The organism is Sphingopyxis sp. Root1497 (genome assembly GCF_001427085.1).
In the GTDB taxonomy this organism is placed as follows: Bacteria; Pseudomonadota; Alphaproteobacteria; order Sphingomonadales; family Sphingomonadaceae; genus Sphingopyxis.
The window spans coordinates 161500-181817 of record NZ_LMGF01000005.1 but is presented as its reverse complement, the minus strand read 5'-3'; the positions used below and the strand labels follow the sequence as shown (position 1 = coordinate 181817).

Below are 20318 nucleotides of genomic sequence, written 5' to 3'. Positions count from 1 at the left end.
GGGCCGCGATCATGCAGATCCCCGGCCATATCGACCCCGTTACCACGGGCACCGTCCCCTTGCGCGGCGGCAACCGCATCGACCTCGTCGGGCTGACCCGCGACGCGATCGGCGGCGTGCTGGTCGAGGCGGGGCTCGACGCCAAGGCGGCGAAGCTGCGCGCCAAGCAGATCTGGCACTGGATCTATCACCGCGGCGTCACCGATTTCGAGGCGATGACCGACATCGCCAAGACGATGCGCCCCTGGCTGACCGACCGCTTCATCATCGGCCGCCCGACGGTGCGCGAGGCGCAGGTGTCGAGCGACGGCACCCGCAAATGGCTGCTCGCCGCCGCCGACGGCCAGGAATATGAGATGGTCTTCATCCCCGACGCCGATCGGGGAACATTATGTGTCTCAAGCCAGGTCGGCTGCACGCTCAATTGTCGTTTCTGTCACACCGGCACGATGCGGCTGGTGCGCAACCTCGCGGCGGGCGAGATCGTCGGGCAGGTGATGCTGGCGCGCGACGAACTCGGCGAATGGCCCAAGGGCACGATGGCCGGCTTTGGCCCCGATCCCGAGGACGATGACGAGGACGAAGGCGGTCATTATACCGCCGACGGCCGCATCCTGACCAACATCGTGATGATGGGCATGGGCGAGCCGCTGTATAATTTCGAAGAGGTCAAGGGCGCGCTCAAGATCGTCATGGACGGCGACGGCCTCGCGCTGTCGCGGCGCCGGATCACGCTGTCGACGAGCGGCGTCGTGCCGATGATGGCGCGCGCGGGCGAAGAGATTGGCGTCAACCTCGCGGTGTCGCTGCACGCGGTGTCGAAGGAAATCCGCGACGAGATCGTCCCGCTCAACCGCAAATATGGCATCGAGGAACTGCTGCAGGCGTGCGCCGACTATCCGGGTGCCGGCAATTCGCGGCGGATCACCTTCGAATATGTGATGCTGAAGGACAAGAACGACAGCGACGACGATGCGCGCGAGCTGGTCCGGCTGATCCGGGAATATGGGCTGCACGCCAAGGTCAATCTGATCCCGTTCAACCCCTGGCCCGGCGCCATGTACGAATGTTCGACGCCGGAGCGGGTGCGCGCGTTCAGCAACCTGATCTTCAAGAGCGGGATTTCGGCGCCGGTCCGCACCCCGCGCGGGCGCGACATCATGGCAGCGTGCGGGCAGCTGAAAAGCGCCGCGACCAAGCCGACGCGCGCCGAACTCGACCGCATCGCGGAAGAGAAGCAGGCCGCACTGGGCTGACAGCCCTCCCCTGTGTTGCAAAAACAACACAGGTAAGAAAATTGTCACAATCTGAATGATCCGTTCATTGAAGCGACAGCCGAAAACGCCATTTAGGCGGCGGGTCGCGTTCCAAGGGACGCGTCCCGTCACTGATAAAGGAAAACAAAATGAAGAAATTCGCAGTTGCAGCCGCTCTCCTCTCGGCCGTTGTCGCAACCCCCTCGTTCGCTGCCGAAGGCGGCGAAGGCCATGTCGAAGTTCGCGGCGGCCTGATCACCGGCAACGGGATCGACGAAGGCACGCTCGGCCTCGCAGCAGGCTATGATTTCGACCTCGGCAGCACCGCGTTCGTCGGCGCCGAAGTCGCCGGCGACAAGGTCCTCGTCGATGGCGCGGATGTCCAGTTCTCGGCCGGCGGCCGCATCGGTGCCAAGCTCGGCACGAGCGGCAAGCTGTACGCCACCGGTGGTTACACCTTCAGCGACATCGACGATCCCTATGTCGGTGCCGGCTACCAGCACAAGTTCGGTTCGAACGTGTACGGCAAGGTCGAATATCGCCACCAGTTCGTCAGCAACTTCGGCGACTTCGACAGCTTCGTCGCCGGCGTCGGCTTCGCTTTCTGATTTTTCGGAAACCGAATGAAACAGGAAGGGCGGCCCCGCGGGGCCGCCCTTTTTCGTTGGGGGTAAGCGGGGACGGCGGGTTTGGGGCGGTTGCGGACATATGCAATCTGTTCCCCGGCGAAGGCCGGGGTCCGGGGCATCACAACGCGACGCCGGCTCTCTACCGCTCTGGGCCCCGGCTTTCGCCGGGGAACACGCCTCTTTCGTCACCCGGATCAAGTCCGAGGTGACGAGCAGGAAGCAAACGGACTGCCGTCAGTTCTGGAACACCGCCGCCGTCCCCGGCTTGACCATCTGCGCAAGCCGCGCGGCGTCCCAGTTGGTCAGGCGGACGCAGCCATGGCTTTCGGCGCGGCCGATGGTGTGGGGTTCATTGGTGCCGTGGATGCCATAATGCGGCTTGTTGAGGTCGAGCCAGACGACCCCGACCGGACCGTTGGGGCCGGGTTGCAGCAATTGCGCCTCCTTGTTCTCGCTGACGTCCCAGAACAGCTTGGGATTATAGTGAAAATCGGGATTGCGGCTGACGCCCTGGATCTTCCATGTCCCGATCGGCAGCGGGTCGCGGTGGCTGCCCATCGTCGCCGGAAATAAAGCAATGAGCTTTCCGTCAGCGTCATAGGCCTTGAGCACGCCCTCGCTCTTGTCGACGACCAGCTTGTCCGCGGCTGGCTGGGTCGCGGCGACGCCCAGTTTCTGCAAGGTCGCGCCCCAGCCGCGCGCGTCGTCGGCGGGCGCCAGCGGGTCGACGTCGGGGATGTTCGGCACGCGCAGGACCTTCCCCGCCCCGACCGGCGTTTCGGGGGTGTTGAGCGCGACGATCGTTTCGGGGGTGGTGTGGAAGCGTTCGGCGAGCGCCTCCATCAGATTGCGATAGCCGAGCGCGGGAAGCTTCGCCTGATCGGCGGCATCGTCGGGAAAATCGGGAACGAAGGGCCCGGCGGCGAAAGCGGCGGGGATGACGACGAGGCGCATCGCGGCGACATTGTTCCACTGCTGCATCTTCGCGAGCGTCGCGTCGTCGAGCTTGCCGCTTTCGTCGAGATCGTGCGCCGCCTGGAAACCACGCAGCGCCGCGACATAGGATTGCCCTTCCTTGCCGTCGATCACCCCCGGCGAAAAGCCGAGCTGGGCGAGGATCACCTGCGCGCGCAGGACCGGCGGTTCGGCGAAAGGCGTCGTCGCCTTGGCATCGGTAAAGCGGAGCGTGCCGGAATCGGCCGCAGCGGCGCGCTCGGCGGGTTTGTCATTCGGGCTTTCGGAGGGAGAATTGCATCCGGCAATGAGGATAAAGGCAGGCAAACAGGCAAAAATTTTCACGCGATGCTCCTGTGACGGGTTCGGCTTACCAACGTCGTGCGCCCGCGATGGATGCAAGGCAGGGTACCGGCCCGGCTTGTCTGCTCCTTGCTGCGGCGCTAGCGCGGAGGCCGGGCGACGCGACAGGAGGGCGGCATGGACTATGCGATCGACGCGGTGCTGACCGGCAAGGCGCGCGTCTTTGGCGACGAGGGCGAGCCGAGCGCGATCGCCAAAACCCCCGTCACCGGGCCGCTGCGGGTCGGACCGCTGGGCATCGCGGGCGACGAGCAGGCCGACCTCACCGTCCATGGCGGCACCGACAAGGCGATCCACCATTATCCGCGCGATCATTATGCCTGGTGGGCGGACGCGCTGGACGATCATGAACTGCTTGGTGCGCCCGGCGCGTTCGGGGAGAATATCTCGACCGCGGGGCTGGTCGAGCAGGAAGCGTGCATCGGCGACCGTTACCGGCTGGGCAGCGCGCTGGTCGAGATCAGCCAGGGGCGCCAGCCGTGCTGGAAGCTCGGTCATCGCTTTGGGGTCGCGAGCGTGCCCGCGACGGTGGTCAGGACGCAGCGCAGCGGCTGGTATTATCGCGTGGTCGAAGACGGCCTGGTCATGGCGGGCGACCGGTTGGAACTGGTCGGACGTCCATTGCCCGACTGGAGCGTCGCGCGGGTGTTCGGGCTGTTGATCGGCGGCGCGGGCAAGCGCGAACCCGCGGCGCTGCGCGAGCTGGCGGAGATGGATGTGCTGGCCGAAACCTGGCGGGTGCGGGCGAGCAAGCTGCTCGGCAATTGATCCTCCCCCCTTGTCATCCCCGCGAAAGCGGGGACCCAGTGCTGTGCTATCCCGCCCCTGGGTCCCCGCTTTCGCGGGGATGACGACGATATTGGAAGCGGCCCCTATTTCGCGTCGGGCAGCGCGTCCTCGACCAGCGGCGCCAGGCCCTCGACGATCACCCCGACGCCCTTGGCATTGGGGTGGACATTGTCGCCCAGCATCAGCGTCTTGTCGGTGACGACATTGTCGAGGATGAAAGGATAGAGGCTGGCGCCATATTTCGCGGCGAGGTCGGGATAGATCGGGTTGAACGCCGTGGCATAGTCGCTGCCCATGTTCGGCGAAGCCATCATGCCGGTGAGGACGACCGGGATGCCGCGTTTCTTCAGTTCGGCGAGCATCGCGTCGAGATTGGCGCGCGTCTCGGCGGGCCGGATCCCGCGCAGCATATCGTTGCCGCCGAGCCCGAGCAGGACGAGCGCGGGTTTCACCTTGGCATTGTCAAGCACGAAGGTCAGGCGCTGCAGGCCGGCGGCGGTGGTATCGCCCGAAACGCCGGCATTCTGGACGCGCGCGGGCGTGCCGTCAGCGGCAAGCGCGGCCTGAAGCTGGGGTGCGAGGCCTTCCTTGGGGCCGAGTTGGTACCCCGCGTAAAGACTGTCACCAAAGGCGATCACGAGCGGGGCGTCGGCGGGGATCGCGGCGACCTTGGTCGAAGCACTGGCATCCTTCGTCGAAGCCGCCGGGTTTTCCGCCGATCCGCAACCCGCGAGCGGTTGGCAAAGCGCGAGTCCGAAACCATATATTGCAAACGAGCGCCATCCGGCCTTGATCATTCCAAAGGGTCCCTTCTTGACCGAACCTTCCCGACCGCCGGCCGACGCCGCGATCGCCGCCCATAATGTGACGCTGACGCTCGGCAGCGACAAGGCCCCCGTCGAAATTTTGCGCGGCATCGACCTGCGCGTCGCCGCGGGGGAATCGGTCGCTTTGCTCGGGCCGTCGGGGTCGGGCAAAAGCTCGCTGATGGCGGTGCTCGCCGGGCTGGAACGCGCAAGCGGCGGGACGATCCATGTCGCGGGCGCCGATTTCACGACATTGGACGAGGACGGGCTGGCGCGCGCGCGGCGCGGCCGGATCGGGATCGTGTTGCAGGCGTTCCACCTGTTGCCGACGATGACCGCGCTGGAAAATGTCGCGGTGCCGCTGGAGCTTTCCGGCCATGCCGATCCGTTCGGGCGCGCGGCGGCCGAACTGGAGGCCGTCGGCCTCGGTCACCGGCTGACCCATTATCCCGCGCAATTGTCGGGCGGCGAGCAACAGCGCGTCGCGATTGCGCGCGCTATGGCGGGCGAACCCGCGATCCTGTTCGCCGACGAACCGACGGGCAATCTCGACACTGCGACCGGGCATGCGATCGTTGACCTGCTCTTCTCCCGCGGCAAAGAACTCGGCGCGACCTTGCTCGTCATCACCCACGATCCCGACCTCGCCGAGCATTGCGACCGGGTGCTGGTGATGCACGACGGGCGGATAGACGAGGAACGCGCCGGCAAGGCGCCGCGCTGATGCTCCCTCTTGCCTCGCTCTGGCGTATCGCGCGGCGTGACCTCGCGGCGCGGATTCGCGGGCTGCGGCTGCTGGCCGTGTGCCTGTTCCTCGGCGTCGCGACCCTCGCGGCGATCGGCAGTTTGACGCGCGGGATCACCTCGGAACTCGAGACGCGCGGGCAGACGATCCTCGGCGGCGACATCGAATTCGGGCTGCCACAGCGGCAGGCGACGGCGCAGGAAATGGCGGCGTTTCGCGGTGCCGGCGACGCGTCGGCGACGGTACGGATGCGCGCGATGGCGAATGCGCCGGACGGCGATGCTCTGCTGTCCGAACTGAAGGCGGTCGACGGCGAATATCCGCTGTACGGCACGATGCGGCTGGAGAGCGGCGCGCGGCGCGGGCCGCCGCCGGCGGGGGCGATCTGGGTCGGCGCTGACCTCGCGTCGCGGCTCGACCTGCAGGTCGGCGAGGATGTGAAGTTCGGCGACAAGAGCTTCCGCATCGACGGCATCATCGCCGAGGAGCCCGACCGGCTGGGCGAAGGCTTTACGCTGGGGCCGGTGGCGATCATCGGGCTGAACGATCTCGCGGCGACGCAGTTGATCCAGCCGGGCAGCCTCTACGAGAGCAAATATCGCGTCCGCCTGCCCGACGACGCCAATCCCGAGGCGGTCGGCAAAAGGCTGACCGGACAATTCCCCGAAGCGGGGTGGGAGATCACCGACCGCAGCAATGGCGCGCCCGGAACGCGGCGCTTCATCGAACGCATGGGGCAGTTTTTGTCGCTGGTCGGGCTCGCGGCGCTGGTGATCGCCGGGATCGGGGTCGGCAATGGCGTCGCCAGCTATCTTGCGGGCAAGCGGCCGGGGCTGGCGACGCTGAAGGTGCTCGGCGCCGACAGCGGCACGGTGATGCGCATTTACGGTCTGCAGATTTTGGCGGTCGCGGCGGTGTCGATCTTCGCCGGCCTCGTCGTCGGCGCGCTCGCGCCCGCGGCGATATCGGCGGTCGCGGGCGATGTTTTGCCGGTGAAGCCGGGGATCGCGATCTATCCGCTGCCGCTGCTGATCAGCGCGGCGTACGGCCTGCTCATCGCGATCGCTTTCGCCCTGCCCCCGCTCGCGGCGACGCGGCAGGTGCCGGCGGCGGGGCTGTTTCGCGCAACGATCGACGGCATGGCGCGGCCCGAGAAACGCACGATCTTCGCGGTCGGCACCGCGCTCGCGGCGATCATCGCGCTCGCGGTCGGCACGGCGCGCGAGCCTTTGTTCGCGCTCGGTTTTGTCGGCGCCGCCTCCGGATTGCTGCTGCTGCTCGTCGGCATCGGCTGGCTGGTGCGCAAGGCGGCGAGCCTCGCGCCGCGGCCGAAGCAGCCGTTGCTGCGGCTGGCGGTCGCGAACCTGCACCGGCCGGGTGCGGCGACGGGGGCGCTGGTGGTGGCGCTGGGGCTGGGGCTGACTTTGTTCGTGACGCTCGCGGCGATCCAGACGAGCATCACCGCCGAAATTTCACGCACCGTGCCGCAGCGCGCGCCGAGTTTCTTCGTGCTCGACATCCCGCGCGATGGTGCCGCCGAATTTCGCGCGATGGTCACGAAGGCGGCGCCCGACGCCGAGGTCAACATGATCCCGGCGCTGCGCGGCAGCGTCACCGAATATGCGGGGCAGCGCGTCGACGAACTCGCCGAACTGCCCGAGGGTGCGTGGGTGCTGCGCGGCGACCGCGGGCTGACGTACAGCACCACCCTGCCGAACGGGAGTGAACTCACCGCCGGGCAATGGTGGGCCGCCGACTATAAGGGACCGCCGCTGGTCAGCGTCGAGGCGGAGGTCGCGACCTCTCTCGGGCTCAAGATCGGCGACACGTTGTCGGTCAATGTGCTGGGGGTCGAGGTGCAAGGCAAGGTCGCGTCGTTCCGCACCGTCGAGTGGGACAATTTCGGGCTGAACTATGTGCTCGTCTTTTCGCCGGGCAGCTTCGACGCGGCGCCGCACAATATGGTCGCGACGGTCGCGGTGCCGCCGGCGGCCGAGGCGGAGCTGGCGCGCAGTATTCCGCGCGCCTTCCCGTCGGCGTCGCTGATCGCGGTGCGCGACGTGATCGGGCAGGTCACGACCCTGCTGACCCAGATGAGCCAGGCGATCGCGGCGGCGGCGAGCATCGCGATCCTCGCCGGCATCGCGGTGCTGATCGGCGCGATCGCGGCGAGCCGCGAGCGGCGGGTGTATGACAGCGTGATCCTGAAACTGCTGGGCGCGACGCGCGGGCAGATATTGGGGGCGCAGGGGCTGGAATATGCGGTGCTGGCGCTGATCCTCGCGGCGCTGTCGCTCGGCATCGGGCTGGCGGCGGGCTGGTATGTGGTGACCCAGCTGTTCGACTTCACCTTCGCGCCCGACCCGTTCGTGGTCGGGATGACCCTGCTCGGCGGGGCGGGATTGGCGTTCCTGATCGGGATCGCGGGGAGTTGGCCGTTGCTCTCGGTGCGCCCGGCGAGTGCCTTGCGCAGCCTCTAGCCCAGCAACCGCACCGCCGCCGACACCGCCGCGAGACCCAGCACGACCGCGACGATGCTGCGCCAGATCCGATCGGGCACCCGCCCGAAAGCGCGGGTGCCGAGGTGGTCGCCGAGCCACATCGGCACGAACAGCAGCAGCGCCAGTAAGAACAGCTTGTGCGTCGCGAGGCCGAGCCACAGCGACGCGAGCGTTCCGGCGATCGCGGTCGCGAAGAAGATCAGCATCATCGATGCGCGCGCGACCGCGGGGACGATGCGCTGGCGCAGGTAGAAGGGCACGACGGGTGGGCCGGGCATCGCGGCGAAGCCGGTGAGAATGCCCGAGGATATTCCGGTCAGGCCGATCGCGACGCGCCCCGGCCTGTGGCCGTCGGGATGCTGCGGCAGGAACAGGACCAGGAACGCGCCGATCGCGACCGCGGCGATCAGCAGCCGCGCGACGTCGGGGGTCACCGCCTTCAGCGCAAGCATGCCGAGCGGGGTGGCGAGCATCGCGAGCAGCGCGATCGGCACCGCATTGCTGCGGTCGGCATCGGCGGCGATGCGCCTGAAGCCGACCGGCCCGATCAGCAGTTGCAGGATGATGCCGAGCACCACTGCCTCGCCCGGCGCGACGATCATGCCGAGCAGCGGCACGAGGATGATCGCCATGCCGAACCCGGTGAGGCCGCGCACCAGCGCTGCGCCGAAGGTCATCGCGGCAGCGATGGCGAAAAGCAAAGGCGACAGCCCGATCGCGTGCCAAGAGCCGGTCATCGCGGCGCGGCCTTGGACCCCAGCGTCACCAGCCACACGTCGGGCGGGACGCCATAGCGCAGCGGCAAGATGCTGGTGCCCAGCCCCGCTCCGACGAAGATTTTCTGGCCATGGTCGGTCATGTCGCCGCAGGCGAAGCGGTCGCCATATTTCGACGCGTAGCTGAGCGCGCCGACCAGCGGCAGCGCGATTTGGCCGCAATGGGTGTGGCCGGCAAACACGGCATCGACCGGCGCGCGCAGGTCGGGGACGATATCGGGACTGTGGCTGACGATGATGCGCGGTCCGCCGCCGAGCGCATCCATCGCGGCATAGGCGCGCTTGAGGCGCGCGTGGTTGGTGACCTCGTCATCGATGCCGCCGACGATCAGCGGCCCGCGCCGCACCGCGCCATTGCGCAGTACGGTGACGCCCGCGGCTTCCAGTCCCTTCGCGATCGGTTCGGGCTGAAACCAGTAATCATGGTTGCCGAGCACCGCGACCACCCCGAGCCGCGCTTTCGCCTCGGCGAAGGGCGCGGTGAGTTCGGCGGCCGCGTAATGGCGCGTCGCGAGAGTCTTGCCGCTGTGGAAATCGCCCGCGAGCAGGATCAGGTCGGGATCGAGCGCATTCAGCCGGCGCAGGACCGCGCGCAGCCGTTCGGGCGGCATGTCGGGACCCGCGACATGGGTATCGGAGATCAGCAGTACCCGGAGCGGCGGTTCGCCCGCCGGCCAGTCGGCGAGCGCCAGCGTTGCGGTGCGCACGATCGGATCGCGCGACGCGTTCCACAGCCCCTTGCCGACCAGCGCGGCGCCGATCAACGCCAGCAGCATCAGCCAGCGCAGCCACCGGCGCGGCCGACGCTTTGGCGCCGCGCTCAACCGCGCAGGTCGGGCGGGGTCGCCTCGCCCTTGAGCATCGCGATCGCATCGGCGAGCGGCATGATGCGCTGGCCGTCCTGACCGAGGGTGCGGATCGCGACCGTGCCTTCCTCGGCCTCGCGATTGCCGACCACCAGCAGGTAGGGAACCTTGGCGAGGCTGTGTTCGCGGACCTTGTAGTTGATCTTCTCGTTGCGGACGTCGCTTTCGGCGCGAATGCCCGCCGCGACGAGCTGTGCCACCGCGTCCTTGGCATAAGCGTCGGCGTCGCTCACGATCGTCGCGACAACAGCCTGCACCGGCGCGAGCCAGGTCGGGAAGCGGCCGGCGAAATGTTCGATGAGGATGCCGATGAAGCGCTCGTAGGTGCCAAGGATCGCGCGGTGGAGCATCACCGGGCGATGGCGCTCGCCATCCTCGCCGATATAGCTCGCATCGAGACGTTCGGGCATCACGCGGTCGGACTGGATCGTCCCGCACTGCCAGGTGCGGCCGATCGCGTCGGTCAGGTGGAATTCGAGCTTGGGCGCATAGAAGGCGCCCTCGCCCGGCAGTTCTTCCCAGCCATATTCCTCGGTCGCCATGCCGGCGCGCTCGACGGCTTCGCGCAGTTCGGCCTCGGCCTTGTCCCACATCTCTTCGGTGCCGAAACGCATGTCGGGGCGCAGCGCGAGCTTCACCGCATATTTCTCGAACCCGAGCTGTTTGTAGACGCGGTCGAGCAGCGCGCAGAAATCGCGCACTTCGTCGACGATCTGGTCCTCGCGGCAGAAGATATGGCCATCGTCCTGGGTGAACTGGCGCACGCGCATGATGCCGTGCAGCGCGCCGTGCGGTTCGTTGCGGTGGCAACAGCCCATTTCGGCCATGCGCAGCGGCAGATCGCGATACGACTTCATCCCCTGGCGGAAGATCAGGACGTGCGCGGGGCAGTTCATCGGCTTGAGCGCCATCCACTCGGCGTCGTCGGAGACGATCGGCCCCTCGTCCTCGATGTTCGGCACCTCGTCGGGGATGACGAACATATTCTCGCGATATTTGCCCCAGTGGCCCGACTGCTCCCATTGGCGCGCGTCCATCACCTGCGGGGTCTTGACCTCCTGATAGCCCGAGCCGTCGATCGCGCGGCGCATATAGGCCTCGAGCTCGCGGTAGATGCGGTAGCCCTTTGGGTGCCAGAAGACGCTGCCGTGCGCCTCTTCCTGGAGGTGGAACAGGTCCATCTCGCGGCCGATCTTGCGGTGGTCGCGCTTCGCGGCCTCCTCGAGCCGGACGAGATGTTCTGCGAGCTGCTTCTTGTTGAGCCAGCCGGTGCCGTAGATACGGCTGAGCTGGGCGTTCTTCTGATCGCCACGCCAATAGGCGCCCGAGACGCGCGTCAGCTTGAACGCGGCGGGGTCGAGCTTGCCGGTCGAGGCCAAGTGCGGGCCGCGGCACATGTCCATCCAGCCGTCGCCCGAACGATAGACGGTAAGTTCCTCACCCTCGGGCAGTTCATGCGCCCATTCGGCCTTGAAGCTTTCGCCCTCGGCGGCCCATTTGGCGATGAGCTTGTCGCGGTCCCACACTTCGCGCGTGAGCGGCAGGTCGGCGGCGATGATCTTGCGCATCTCCTCCTCGATCAGCGGCAGTTCGTCGTCGCGGAACGGACCATGCTCGGCGGTCGGGGCGAAGTCGTAGTAGAAGCCGTCGCCCGTCGACGGGCCGAAGGTGATCTGCGTGCCCGGAAACAGGTTCTGCACCGCTTCGGCGAGGACATGCGCAAAGTCGTGGCGAAAGAGTTCGAGCGCGTCGGCCTCGTCGCGGCTGGTGACCAGCGACAGGTTGGTGTCTTCCTCCAGCGGGCGCATGATGTCGCGCAGTTCGCCGTCGATCTTCGCGGCGAGCGCGGCCTTGGCGAGGCCGGGGCCGATGTCGGCGGCGATCTGTGCCGGGGTAGTCCCGCGCGCGACTTCACGGGCAGAGCCATCGGGAAGGGTGACGCGGATCATCTGGGACATCGGGAAAATCGGCCTTTCTGGCGGGGTAAAACAGCGCCCCTTTGCCAGTATGCGATAGGAGCGGCAAGGGGCGGATTCGCAATCGGGCTTGCAATGTTACATTGTATCATTATCTAGCGGCACCGACCTCCCGCGAAAGCCGCCTCATGTCCTTTTCCGCCGCGCGCCCGCGCCTCGCCGACCTGATCGGCCTGGCGCTGTCGTCGACCTGCCTGATTCACTGTCTCGCACTGCCGATGTTGCTCCTCCTGGCTCCCGCGCTCGGCCACTGGATCGCGCTGCCCGAATGGACGCACGCCGCGATCCTGACGCTCGCGCTGCCTGCGGCCTTCGCGGCGATGCGAGCCGGGTGGCGGCGGCACGGTCGCATCGCCCCGCCACTGGCCGCGGCGGCGGGGCTCGGCCTCCTCGCGCTGGGGCTGGCGGCGCACGAAGGCTGGATGGGCTTCGCCGATCCCGCCGTCACCGACCGGCTGCTCACCTCGATCGGTGCGCTCGCGCTGGCCGGCGCGCACCTCGCCAACTGGCGGTTGAGCCATCACATCTGAACCGGGCCGGCGCAGTCCGTCCATAGCGACCTTGTCATTATGTCAATGTTGCTTGACAAAGACGACTCATGGTGTCAATGTTCCTTGACTTAATAACAAGGGAGCTTGACCAATGCCGCAAATGATTCGTGCCCTGCCCTGGGCCATCGCCATCCTGCTGATCGCGCTCGCCGGGGCGGCGGGGATCGTTCCGGCGGCGACGGCCAATATGCTCGTCACCGTGCTGCCGCTGGTGATGGTCGCGACCCTTGCGGGATCGCGCCACCGCTGCGCCCGGGCGGCCTGAGCCATGGCGATGAATCCCGCGCAGCGCCGCTATATCGGCCGGATGATCCCCGTCTCGATCGCCTATGTCGCCGCGATCTTCGCCGCGAGCGCGATCATCCCCAAGGGCGCGACGGCAACGCCGCTGACCGTCGGCATCGCGCTGGTCCCCGGCCTCGCGATCCTCGGCTTCATCTGGGCGATCGGCCGCTATTTCACCGAGCTGAAGGACGAATATGTCCGGATGCTCGAGGTGCGCAAGGCGCTGGTCGCGACCGGGCTGACGCTCGCGCTGACCGCGACCTGGGGCATATTGGAACTCTATACCGACGTGCCGCGCATCCCGCTGTTCTGGGTCTTTCCCGTCTGGTGCCTCGGCCTCGGTGTCGGCGCGCTGTTCAACCGGCTGACGCTGGGCGACAGCGGGGCCTGTCCGTGAAGAACCGCCTGAAGGTCCTGCGCGCCGAGCGCGACTGGAGCCAGCAGGACCTCGCCGAGCGTCTGGAGGTGTCGCGCCAGTCGGTCAACGCGATCGAGACCGGCAAATACGACCCCTCGCTCCCCCTCGCCTTTCGCATCGCCGACCTGTTCGAGATGCGCATCGAAGAGATTTTCCAGAGAGATTGAAGCCATGAAACATCGCTTTTCCGTCGCCGCCCCGTTCATCCTGGGGATCGCGTTGCTCATCGGCGCGCGCGCCGAGGCCGCCGAGGCATGTCCCGCGGGCCTCAATGACGGCAAACGCATCACCGTGCTGGTCGAGGGCGAAGGTCCGGATGTCGTGCTAATCCCCGGCCTGTCGAGCCCGCGCGCCGTATGGAACGCGACCGCCGCGCGGCTGAAAGGAAAATACCGCCTGCACCTTGTACAGATTCGTGGTTTCGGTGACGACGCCGGCGTCAATGCCGAAGGCCCGGTGCTGGACGGCGTGGTGACCGAAGTCGCCGACTATATCGACGATTGCATCACCGATGCCGGGCGCCCGGCACCGGCGGTGATCGGCCATTCGATGGGCGGCCTGACCGGGTTGATGGTCGCGGCGCGCGCACCGCAGGAGGTCGGCAGGCTGATGATCGTCGACGCGGTGCCGTTCATCGGGCTGCTCTTCAATCCCGCTGCGACGATCGACAGCGTGACGCCGCAGGCCGACCAGATGGCGGCGATGATGCGCGCGCAATATGGCCAGCCCGCACCGACCGGGCCGGTCGTCGACCCCGGACCGGCGAGCATGGCGGGCGGTATGTCGAACACGGCGGCCGGACGCACCGCGATCGCCGGCTGGATGCGCGAGGCCGACCCGCGCGTCGTGGCGCAGGTCTTTCGCGACGTGATGACCACCGACATGCGCGGCGAACTGGCGGCGGTGAGCGCCCCGGTGACCCTGCTCTATGCGCAGGACGACAGCGCGATGCCCGCGGCGCGCGCGAAGGCGGCGTTCGAACCGCAATATGCCGGGCTGGCGACGTTCAGGGCGCAAATGGTGACGGGCAGCCGCCACTTCATCATGCTCGACCAGCCCGAGGCTTTTGCAAAGGCGGTGGATGGGTTTCTGGGGGAATAACAGAACTCGTCATTGCGAGCGAAGCGAAGCAATCCAGAGCGGTTACCGCTACTCTGGATTGCCGCGTCGCCTTCGGCTCCTCGCAATGACGAGGCTTTTGGTTGCCCCCTTCGCGCGCCCCCGCTACGGCGACGGGCACGGAAAAGGAGCCTCCCCCATGTTCAAGCGCCTGTTCGTCGACCATCCCAAGAGCGTCGATGAAAATTACATCGAGCATTTCGGGGTCGCGTCGAAATTCGGCGTGACGATGATCTGGGGCGGGGTGTGTGCGCTGGTCCATGCGGTGGTCCCCGGCTGGTGCATCACCACCGGCAGCGACACGATTTCGCGGCTCAACAAGATCATGGTCGAACAGCGCCGCGCCAAGGGGCAGGCCGTGATGCAGATGAGCACCATCGACTGGGTGATCTGACCGGCGTGACCGGCGCCATCGACTATCTCGACCGCGCGGCGCGGCCGCGGCTGGCGTACCGCCATATCGCGGGTGCGGGGCCGACGATCGCCTTCCTACCCGGTTACATGTCCGACATGGCGGGCGGCAAGGCGACCGCGCTGTTCGACCGGGCGGCCGCCGAAGGGCGCGCGTGCCTGCTCCTCGACTATGCCGGATGCGGGCTGTCGGACGGGTTGTTCGCCGAACAGACATTGCTCGACTGGCGCGGCGATGTGCTCGACCTGATCGACGCGAAGGTCGAGGGGCCGGTGATCATCGTCGGATCGTCGATGGGCGGGTGGCTGATGCTGCTGACCGCGCTGGCGCTGACCGCGCGCGACGGACCGGGGCGCGTCGCCGGGCTGGTCGGCATCGCGGCGGCGCCCGACTTCACCGACTGGGGTTTCACCGCCGAAGAGAAAGCGATCATCCTCGCCGAAGGACAGCTTCGCGAAGACACATCGTACAGCGACCAGCCATATGTCACGACGCGGCGGTTCTGGCAGTCGGGGGAGGCGAACCGCCTGCTCGATGCCGACATCCCCCTCGCCTGCCCGGTCCGCCTGCTCCATGGGCAGGAGGACGGCGATGTGCCGCCCGAGATCAGCCTGCGCCTCGCCGCGGCGCTGACCAGCGACGATGTGCAGGTGACGCTCGTCAAGGGCGGCGACCACCGGTTGTCGCGCGACACCGATATTGCGCTGCTGGCCGACGCCGTCGCGCGGCTCACCCGCTAACCCGAAGGATCATCATGGCTCGCAGCGATTTCAAGTTCAGCGTCAAGAAGCGCGTCCGCTATGCCGAAATCGACGCGCAGGCGGTGCTGTTCAACAGTCGCTACCTCGAATATTTCGACATCGGCATCACCGAATATTGGCGCGCAGCCGGGGTCTATGACCGCTGGCCCGCCAATGACAGCCCCGAATTCCACGTCGCGCGCGCCGAGGTCGACTACAAGGTGCCGATCCTGCTCGACGAGGAGATCGACATTTGCGTGCGCTGTTCGCGCGTCGGGCGCAGTTCGATGACCTTCCTGTTCGAACTGCACGGCGCGGGCCGGGACGATCTGCGCGCAACGGGGCTGGAGGTCAGCGTCCATGTAGAGGAAGCGCGCGGCGCGACCGCACCGGTGCCCGATGCATTCGTATCCCTGTTCGAGACGTTTGAACAAACGTCGCTGCGCGCCTAAGTTCGCGCGATGACCAAATATCTCCACACCATGATCCGCGTCACCGACCCGGATGCGACCGTCGCCTTCTTCAACCTGATCGGGCTGGAGGAGGTGCGCCGCTTCGACAGCGAGGCCGGGCGCTTCACGCTGATCTTCCTCGCTCCGCCGGGACAGGCGGGGGTGGCCGAGGTCGAGCTGACCTACAACTGGCCGCCCGCCGACGGCAGCGCCGCCGAAAGCTATAGCGGCGGACGCAATTTCGGGCATCTGGCGTACCGGGTCGACGATATCTACGCCACCTGCCAGCGGCTGATGGACGCCGGGGTGACGATCAACCGCCCGCCGCGCGACGGCCATATGGCGTTCGTCCGCTCGCCCGACGGGATTTCGGTCGAGCTGCTGCAGGACGGGCACCTGCCGCCTCAGGACCCCTGGGCGTCGATGCCCAACATAGGCGAGTGGTAAGCTGAACCATGCCGGGCCTGTTGATCAATATCGACGTGCCCGACCTTGCCGCCGGCGAAACCTTCTACACCGCCGCGCTCGGGCTGACCGTCGGGCGGCGGTTCGATGACGATATCGTCGAACTGCTTGGCAGCGACGCACCGATCTATCTGATCGCCAAGCTCGCGGGTTCGGCGATCGGTCCGGTCGGCGGCGCCGCGCGCGATTATGCGCGGCACTGGACCCCGGTGCATCCCGATTTTACCGTCGCCAATCTCGATACCGCGGTCGCGAAGGCATTGGCGGCGGGTGCGGTGCAGGAGGGTGAGACGCTGACCCTGCCCTATGGCCGGCAGGCGATGTTCGCCGACCCGTTCGGCCATGGATTCTGCCTGATCGAATTCAACGACGCGGGCTATGACGCGCTGGCGACGGACTGAACCGCGTCAGGCGGCCGCAGCGCCGATGACGGGCCTATCGGACTGTTGCCAGCGGTCGGTGACCATGCAGTCGCGCCCGCTATGCTTGGCGGCGTAGAGCAACCGATCCGCCTCGGCGAACAGGCGGTCGAAATCGAGTGCGGCGCCGTCGGTCGAGGACTCGAAGATCAGCAGTCCACCGCTCGCGCTGACCGGATCGGGGATTTGCGGCACGTCGGCGGCGACGCGGCGCGCCAGCGCCTGGCGGCAGCGTTCGGCGGTGCCCGCCGCGTCGGGGCGGTCGATCAACAGGAAAAACTCTTCGCCGCCGATCCGCGCGACGACCCCGCCATGGCCTTCGCGCAGACCCGCGGCGGCGGCGCACAGCACCGCGTCGCCGGCCTGATGGCCGTGGAGGTCGTTGACCGACTTGAAATGATCGATGTCGATCAGCGCCGCGGCAGTGAAGCGGCGTCCGCCGCCGGCGAGCAGGTTTTCGAGCCCGCGCCGGTTGCTGAGTCCGGTCAGCGGATCGGTCTGCGCCGCATCCTCCATCGCGCCGGCGCGCGCCTGCGCCCAGTCGCGCTCGCGGCGCATGATCATGAACCGGTCGGCAACGCCGAGCGCGGTGATCACCAGTTCGAGCGCGATCGCAAGATAGAGCAATTGGTCGAGCCACATCGGCCCGACATAAAGGCCAAGCCCGCGCGCCACGCGTTCGAAGCCGCAGGCGATGATCGGCGTCCACGCGATCGTCTGAAACCGCGCTGCGCGGCTGCCGCGCCGCCAGGCACGGGTGAGCACGACGACATAGGTGAGGAGGACCGGGAGATAACCGGCGAAATAGAGCTTGCTGCCCCATGGCCGCACCCATTCGACCGGCGCCATCGAGACGGCCGCGAACAGCGGCAGCCAGAAGGCGCAGGCGAGCAACGCGCGCCGATCGCCGCGCGTCGTCTTTTCGGGTTCGAGGAAGTTGAGGCAGAACATCGTCGCCGCGAGGATGCCGACGCTGAAACTGATCTGCGACAGATAGCCATAAGCCAGCGCGCTGATCCCCGGCACGACGGCAAAGGCAAGCCCCGACGACAGGCTGGTGTGCAGGATGATGCACACCGCGAGCGTCATGTGCCAGAGCAGGAAACGTTCGCGCAGGACGCGGAAAAAGGCGATATTGAAGACGATCGGCGCGAGCGCGAGGCCGGTGAACAGCGCGATCAGCAGCATCGTCTGGGTCGACCAACCGCCGGTTCCCGCCGGGGCGAGGCGCGCGGTTTTCAGCGTGGTCGGGAAACCGAGGCGGTCGAATGCGACGGCGACCTCGACAGGCGGCGCCGCGCGCTGCGGCAGCGTCAGGTAGAAATCGGGACCCGCGGCACGATAGGGCATCGCCTGGCTCCCCCGTCGCACGACCGATGCCGTTGCCCCGTCGGCGTAGCGGACATGGAGCACGATGCGATCGAAGCGGCTCGTCCGCGCGTTGAATTCCAGCGGCCCCTGCCCGGCGGCCGCGATCGCGCGGGCATCGAAGAACAGCCAGCTGCGTTGTCCGGCGAGCGACCAGCGATCGGGGCCGCAATCGCGGCGGACGCCCGGCGCCGATACTGTCCCATAATCGTCCCAAAGGGTCGATTGCAGCGTGCAAGGCGCCGGACCCGACGCGGCGCGCGCCGGGGCCAAGCCCGCCGCCAGCATGACCGCAAAAACCAGAAACGCCAGACGCAGCAAAGACATGACCCCCAATGTCGTTGGCGCAAGGCTATACCCAAGGGCTTGCAACATGGTTAACTTGGCGGTCGACGGCGGGCCGTGGGTCGATTATCCTTGCCCCATGCTCGAAATCGTCCGCATCCCCGTCCTCAGCGACAATTATGTCTGGCTGGTCCACGAACCCCAAAGCAAGGCGACGATGGTCGTCGACCCCGCGGTCGCCGACCCGGTGCTGGAGGCGGCGGCGGCGCGCGGCTGGACGATCACCGACATCTGGAACACCCATTGGCATCCGGATCACACCGGCGGCAACGCCGCGATCAAGGACGCGACCGGTTGCACGATCACCGGCCCGGCCGCCGAGTTCGCGCGCATTCCGACGCTCGATGTGCAAGTGACGGGCGGCGATACCGTCAAGCTGGGCGATGTGGTCGCCGACGTGTGGGACGTGCCGGCGCACACTGCGGGTCATATCGCCTATCATTTCGCCGACGACGCCGCGATCTTCGTCGGCGACACGATGTTCGCGATGGGTTGCGGCCGCCTGTTCGAGGGCACCGCCGAGCAGATGTTCGCCAATATGCAGCAACTGGCGACGCTCGACGACGCGACGCGCGTCTATTGCGCGCACGAATATACGCTGTCGAACGCGCGCTTCGCGGTGACGGTCGAGCCCGAAAACGATGCGCTGGCGGCGCGGCTGGCGGCGGTGGAATCCGCGCGCGCGGCGGGCGAAGCGACGGTACCGACGACGATCGGCGCCGAGCGCGCGACCAATCCTTTCCTGCGCGCCCCGCACGCCGCCGAACTCGGACGGATCCGCGCGTTGAAGGACGCCGCCTGACCGCTTCAGCAACCATTCATCGCCTCGTCCGTAAAGTGTCATAGTCGCAGGAGTGCCGTGATGGCGAAGTTCAACCCGATCCGTGCCGCGGTGCTCTACGCCGCAATGGCGCCGCTGCTCGCAAGCTGCGCGTCCTCGGACATGGGGGCGCCGCGCACCGAGGCGCTGACCCCGAAACAGGCCAAGACACTCGAAAAGCAGCTCGCGGGGAAAATCCCCGGCGAACCCGTCCGGTGCCTGTCGAGCAGCGGAACCTATGACACGATCCGCGTGTCCGACGACATTCTGATTTATCGCCAGTCGGGCCGGCTGGTGTACCGCAACGACCTGAAGAGCAGTTGTCCGGGGCTCGGCCGCGACAGCGACATCATGGTCATCCGCCAGTTCGGCAGCTCAACCTGCAGCGGCGATTTCTTTCATCTGGTCGACCGGTCGAGCGGCATTCGCGGTCCGACCTGTGTGCTTGGCGATTTTGTCCCCTATCGCAAACCGGCGGGGGACAAAGGCTGAACCCTTGAGGTTCAGCGACGGGCGGGGTTCCGGTTTGCGCCGAGCTCTTCGGGTCGCACCCCCGCCTGTCACTCAATAATCGGCCGCCAGCCCATGGCCGCGCGCCGACCATTGGCGCGCCCAGCGCGCCGCGGAGGCGATGACATGAGCGGTCAGTGCAGGACTGTCCGCGATATCCGCTTCATCGTCGAAGCTTCGCGCATTCAGCACATGTTCTACGTTCCGTTCTCGCGCATAGCGGCTGGCGCAGTCCCATAATTGCGACCCGTAATTCTCGAGCTGAGCGGGAAAATGATTGAGCCAGGCACGGTTCAGCAGGTCCGGACCGATCACTTCCTCGCAGTCTTTCAGAAACTCTGCACGAAAGGTCCAGCGCTCCCAGATCGGGTTGAGCGGCCAATTGGTGTAGACCGGAAAGCCGTCATCCTCGGGCAGCAGCGCCAGAACTTGGTAGCCGCGTAGATTTTCGACCCATTCGTCCAGCGTGGGCGGGCGCTGCTCGGCCTCGGCATATCTTTCCGCCGCCCATCGATCGGCTTCGGGATGCGTCCCAACCTGCGGCGCGTTCAGCGTTTCATAGGGCGATATCTGGCTGGCGTGAAACGCGTCCTCGCTCACGGCGCGTTCGAATACCCCCTTTCCGAACTTCAGATCATTGGGCCGCAGCCAGCTGTCGGGATCGCTCTTCTGGCCGATATAGCGATAATAGACATCCTCACCGCCCGGCCGCGGCTTCCCGAGTGGATTCCAGTCGAGACCCATAGGAAATAG

24 protein-coding genes are annotated in these 20318 nt (G+C 67.0%); 17 read left to right on the top strand and 7 right to left on the bottom strand.

All coding sequences use genetic code 11. The features are described 5' to 3' along the window. The first annotated feature begins 11 nt into the window (after positions 1–11). Positions 12–1256, top strand: a complete 1245-nt coding sequence (gene rlmN, locus ASD67_RS15270) for a 23S rRNA (adenine(2503)-C(2))-methyltransferase RlmN (RefSeq protein WP_056349002.1) — start codon at positions 12–14, stop codon at positions 1254–1256. Between the two features lie 149 nt (positions 1257–1405). After that, positions 1406–1864, top strand: coding sequence for an outer membrane protein (locus ASD67_RS15265; RefSeq protein ID WP_056348999.1), 459 nt, complete (start codon positions 1406–1408; stop codon positions 1862–1864). 255 nt (positions 1865–2119) lie between these two features. Here ASD67_RS15265 and ASD67_RS15260 read toward each other — a convergent pair whose 3' ends face one another. After that, the gene (locus ASD67_RS15260; protein ID WP_056348998.1) at positions 2120–3184 is read right to left on the bottom strand and encodes a L,D-transpeptidase family protein; all 1065 of its coding nucleotides are present in this window, start codon (positions 3182–3184) and stop codon (positions 2120–2122) included. A gap of 135 nt (positions 3185–3319) precedes the next feature. Between ASD67_RS15260 and ASD67_RS15255 the strand changes: the two genes are divergently transcribed. Beyond that, positions 3320–3970, top strand: a complete 651-nt coding sequence (locus ASD67_RS15255) for an MOSC domain-containing protein (RefSeq protein WP_056348995.1) — start codon at positions 3320–3322, stop codon at positions 3968–3970. Between the two features lie 104 nt (positions 3971–4074). On the opposite strand, the gene ASD67_RS15250 is transcribed toward ASD67_RS15255, so the two are convergent. Continuing rightward, a complete protein-coding gene (locus ASD67_RS15250) occupies positions 4075–4788 on the bottom strand; it encodes an arylesterase (protein ID WP_056348992.1) in 714 nt (237 codons plus the stop codon). A 16-nt stretch (positions 4789–4804) separates the two neighbouring features. On the opposite strand from ASD67_RS15250, the gene ASD67_RS15245 reads away from it, so the two are divergent. Beyond that, complete coding sequence (locus ASD67_RS15245) at positions 4805–5521, top strand: ABC transporter ATP-binding protein (protein ID WP_056351973.1); 717 nt, start codon at positions 4805–4807, stop codon at positions 5519–5521. After that, positions 5521–8022, top strand: coding sequence for an ABC transporter permease (locus tag ASD67_RS15240; RefSeq protein WP_056348989.1), 2502 nt, complete (start codon positions 5521–5523; stop codon positions 8020–8022). Before ASD67_RS15245 ends, ASD67_RS15240 begins: the two co-directional genes overlap by 1 nt. Here the strand turns inward: ASD67_RS15240 and ASD67_RS15235 are convergent. The 3 genes from ASD67_RS15235 to thrS are packed head-to-tail and all read right to left on the bottom strand — an operon-like array spanning position 8019 to position 11643. Beyond that, the gene (locus ASD67_RS15235) at positions 8019–8780 is read right to left on the bottom strand and encodes a sulfite exporter TauE/SafE family protein (RefSeq protein ID WP_056348986.1); all 762 of its coding nucleotides are present in this window, start codon (positions 8778–8780) and stop codon (positions 8019–8021) included. The genes ASD67_RS15240 and ASD67_RS15235 overlap by 4 nt on opposite strands. Further along, the gene (locus tag ASD67_RS15230) at positions 8777–9643 is read right to left on the bottom strand and encodes a metallophosphoesterase (protein ID WP_235535694.1); all 867 of its coding nucleotides are present in this window, start codon (positions 9641–9643) and stop codon (positions 8777–8779) included. Before ASD67_RS15230 ends, ASD67_RS15235 begins: the two co-directional genes overlap by 4 nt. After that, positions 9640–11643: a threonine--tRNA ligase gene (gene thrS / locus ASD67_RS15225; protein WP_056348984.1), complete on the bottom strand. Its 2004-nt coding sequence runs from the start codon at positions 11641–11643 to the stop codon at positions 9640–9642. The genes ASD67_RS15230 and thrS overlap by 4 nt, the downstream gene beginning before the upstream one ends. Positions 11644–11789: 146 nt before the next feature. Between thrS and ASD67_RS15220 the strand changes: the two genes are divergently transcribed. The 10 genes from ASD67_RS15220 (at position 11790) to ASD67_RS15180 (ending at position 16504) form a co-directional block, all read left to right on the top strand. Then, positions 11790–12191 (top strand): MerC domain-containing protein, encoded by a 402-nt coding sequence (locus ASD67_RS15220; protein ID WP_056348979.1) that lies wholly within the window; start codon positions 11790–11792, stop codon positions 12189–12191. Positions 12192–12303: 112 nt separating this feature from the next. Then, complete coding sequence (locus tag ASD67_RS23140; RefSeq protein WP_156377736.1) at positions 12304–12477, top strand: hypothetical protein; 174 nt, start codon at positions 12304–12306, stop codon at positions 12475–12477. A gap of 3 nt (positions 12478–12480) precedes the next feature. Continuing rightward, entirely contained in the window at positions 12481–12894 is a 414-nt protein-coding gene (locus ASD67_RS15215) for a hypothetical protein (RefSeq protein ID WP_056348976.1), read from the top strand. Beyond that, a complete protein-coding gene (locus ASD67_RS15210) occupies positions 12891–13082 on the top strand; it encodes a helix-turn-helix transcriptional regulator (protein ID WP_056348973.1) in 192 nt (63 codons plus the stop codon). Before ASD67_RS15215 ends, ASD67_RS15210 begins: the two co-directional genes overlap by 4 nt. Before the next feature lie 4 nt (positions 13083–13086). Further along, positions 13087–14016: an alpha/beta fold hydrolase gene (locus ASD67_RS15205; RefSeq protein WP_056348970.1), complete on the top strand. Its 930-nt coding sequence runs from the start codon at positions 13087–13089 to the stop codon at positions 14014–14016. Positions 14017–14173: 157 nt separating this feature from the next. After that, complete coding sequence (locus ASD67_RS15200) at positions 14174–14428, top strand: DUF6356 family protein (protein WP_056348967.1); 255 nt, start codon at positions 14174–14176, stop codon at positions 14426–14428. A gap of 5 nt (positions 14429–14433) precedes the next feature. Beyond that, positions 14434–15186, top strand: coding sequence for an alpha/beta fold hydrolase (locus ASD67_RS15195; RefSeq protein WP_056348964.1), 753 nt, complete (start codon positions 14434–14436; stop codon positions 15184–15186). 14 nt (positions 15187–15200) lie between these two features. Then, positions 15201–15638 carry an acyl-CoA thioesterase gene (locus tag ASD67_RS15190; protein WP_056348961.1) on the top strand — a complete coding sequence of 146 codons (438 nt, stop codon included), beginning with the start codon at positions 15201–15203 and terminating at the stop codon, positions 15636–15638. A 9-nt stretch (positions 15639–15647) separates the two neighbouring features. Next, positions 15648–16085, top strand: coding sequence for a VOC family protein (locus ASD67_RS15185; RefSeq protein WP_056348958.1), 438 nt, complete (start codon positions 15648–15650; stop codon positions 16083–16085). A gap of 8 nt (positions 16086–16093) precedes the next feature. Further along, positions 16094–16504, top strand: a complete 411-nt coding sequence (locus ASD67_RS15180) for a VOC family protein (RefSeq protein ID WP_056348956.1) — start codon at positions 16094–16096, stop codon at positions 16502–16504. Positions 16505–16510: 6 nt separating this feature from the next. On the opposite strand, the gene ASD67_RS15175 is transcribed toward ASD67_RS15180, so the two are convergent. Then, positions 16511–18217 carry a sensor domain-containing diguanylate cyclase gene (locus tag ASD67_RS15175; protein WP_056348953.1) on the bottom strand — a complete coding sequence of 569 codons (1707 nt, stop codon included), beginning with the start codon at positions 18215–18217 and terminating at the stop codon, positions 16511–16513. 97 nt (positions 18218–18314) lie between these two features. Here ASD67_RS15175 and gloB point away from each other — a divergent pair, with 97 nt between their 5' ends. Next, positions 18315–19037, top strand: coding sequence for a hydroxyacylglutathione hydrolase (gene gloB, locus ASD67_RS15170; protein WP_056351968.1), 723 nt, complete (start codon positions 18315–18317; stop codon positions 19035–19037). A gap of 60 nt (positions 19038–19097) precedes the next feature. Next, positions 19098–19547 (top strand): hypothetical protein, encoded by a 450-nt coding sequence (locus tag ASD67_RS15165; protein WP_056348950.1) that lies wholly within the window; start codon positions 19098–19100, stop codon positions 19545–19547. Between the two features lie 72 nt (positions 19548–19619). On the opposite strand, the gene ASD67_RS15160 is transcribed toward ASD67_RS15165, so the two are convergent. After that, positions 19620–20309, bottom strand: coding sequence for a hypothetical protein (locus ASD67_RS15160; protein ID WP_056348948.1), 690 nt, complete (start codon positions 20307–20309; stop codon positions 19620–19622). Positions 20310–20318 lie beyond the last annotated feature (9 nt).

Coding starts and splice junctions, on each gene's coding strand:
- ASD67_RS15185 (WP_056348958.1), top strand. CDS start 15,648: ATGACCAAATATCTCCACACCATGATCCGCGTCACCGACCCGGATGCG.
- ASD67_RS15265 (WP_056348999.1), top strand. CDS start 1,406: ATGAAGAAATTCGCAGTTGCAGCCGCTCTCCTCTCGGCCGTTGTCGCA.
- gloB (WP_056351968.1), top strand. CDS start 18,315: ATGCTCGAAATCGTCCGCATCCCCGTCCTCAGCGACAATTATGTCTGG.
- rlmN (WP_056349002.1), top strand. CDS start 12: ATGCAGATCCCCGGCCATATCGACCCCGTTACCACGGGCACCGTCCCC.
- ASD67_RS15200 (WP_056348967.1), top strand. CDS start 14,174: ATGTTCAAGCGCCTGTTCGTCGACCATCCCAAGAGCGTCGATGAAAAT.
- ASD67_RS15165 (WP_056348950.1), top strand. CDS start 19,098: ATGGCGAAGTTCAACCCGATCCGTGCCGCGGTGCTCTACGCCGCAATG.
- ASD67_RS15190 (WP_056348961.1), top strand. CDS start 15,201: ATGGCTCGCAGCGATTTCAAGTTCAGCGTCAAGAAGCGCGTCCGCTAT.
- ASD67_RS15215 (WP_056348976.1), top strand. CDS start 12,481: ATGGCGATGAATCCCGCGCAGCGCCGCTATATCGGCCGGATGATCCCC.
- ASD67_RS15220 (WP_056348979.1), top strand. CDS start 11,790: ATGTCCTTTTCCGCCGCGCGCCCGCGCCTCGCCGACCTGATCGGCCTG.
- ASD67_RS15175 (WP_056348953.1), bottom strand. CDS start 18,217: ATGTCTTTGCTGCGTCTGGCGTTTCTGGTTTTTGCGGTCATGCTGGCG.
- ASD67_RS15250 (WP_056348992.1), bottom strand. CDS start 4,788: ATGATCAAGGCCGGATGGCGCTCGTTTGCAATATATGGTTTCGGACTC.
- ASD67_RS15160 (WP_056348948.1), bottom strand. CDS start 20,309: ATGGGTCTCGACTGGAATCCACTCGGGAAGCCGCGGCCGGGCGGTGAG.
- ASD67_RS15240 (WP_056348989.1), top strand. CDS start 5,521: ATGCTCCCTCTTGCCTCGCTCTGGCGTATCGCGCGGCGTGACCTCGCG.
- ASD67_RS15255 (WP_056348995.1), top strand. CDS start 3,320: ATGGACTATGCGATCGACGCGGTGCTGACCGGCAAGGCGCGCGTCTTT.
- thrS (WP_056348984.1), bottom strand. CDS start 11,643: ATGTCCCAGATGATCCGCGTCACCCTTCCCGATGGCTCTGCCCGTGAA.
- ASD67_RS15235 (WP_056348986.1), bottom strand. CDS start 8,780: ATGACCGGCTCTTGGCACGCGATCGGGCTGTCGCCTTTGCTTTTCGCC.
- ASD67_RS15205 (WP_056348970.1), top strand. CDS start 13,087: ATGAAACATCGCTTTTCCGTCGCCGCCCCGTTCATCCTGGGGATCGCG.
- ASD67_RS15180 (WP_056348956.1), top strand. CDS start 16,094: ATGCCGGGCCTGTTGATCAATATCGACGTGCCCGACCTTGCCGCCGGC.
- ASD67_RS23140 (WP_156377736.1), top strand. CDS start 12,304: ATGCCGCAAATGATTCGTGCCCTGCCCTGGGCCATCGCCATCCTGCTG.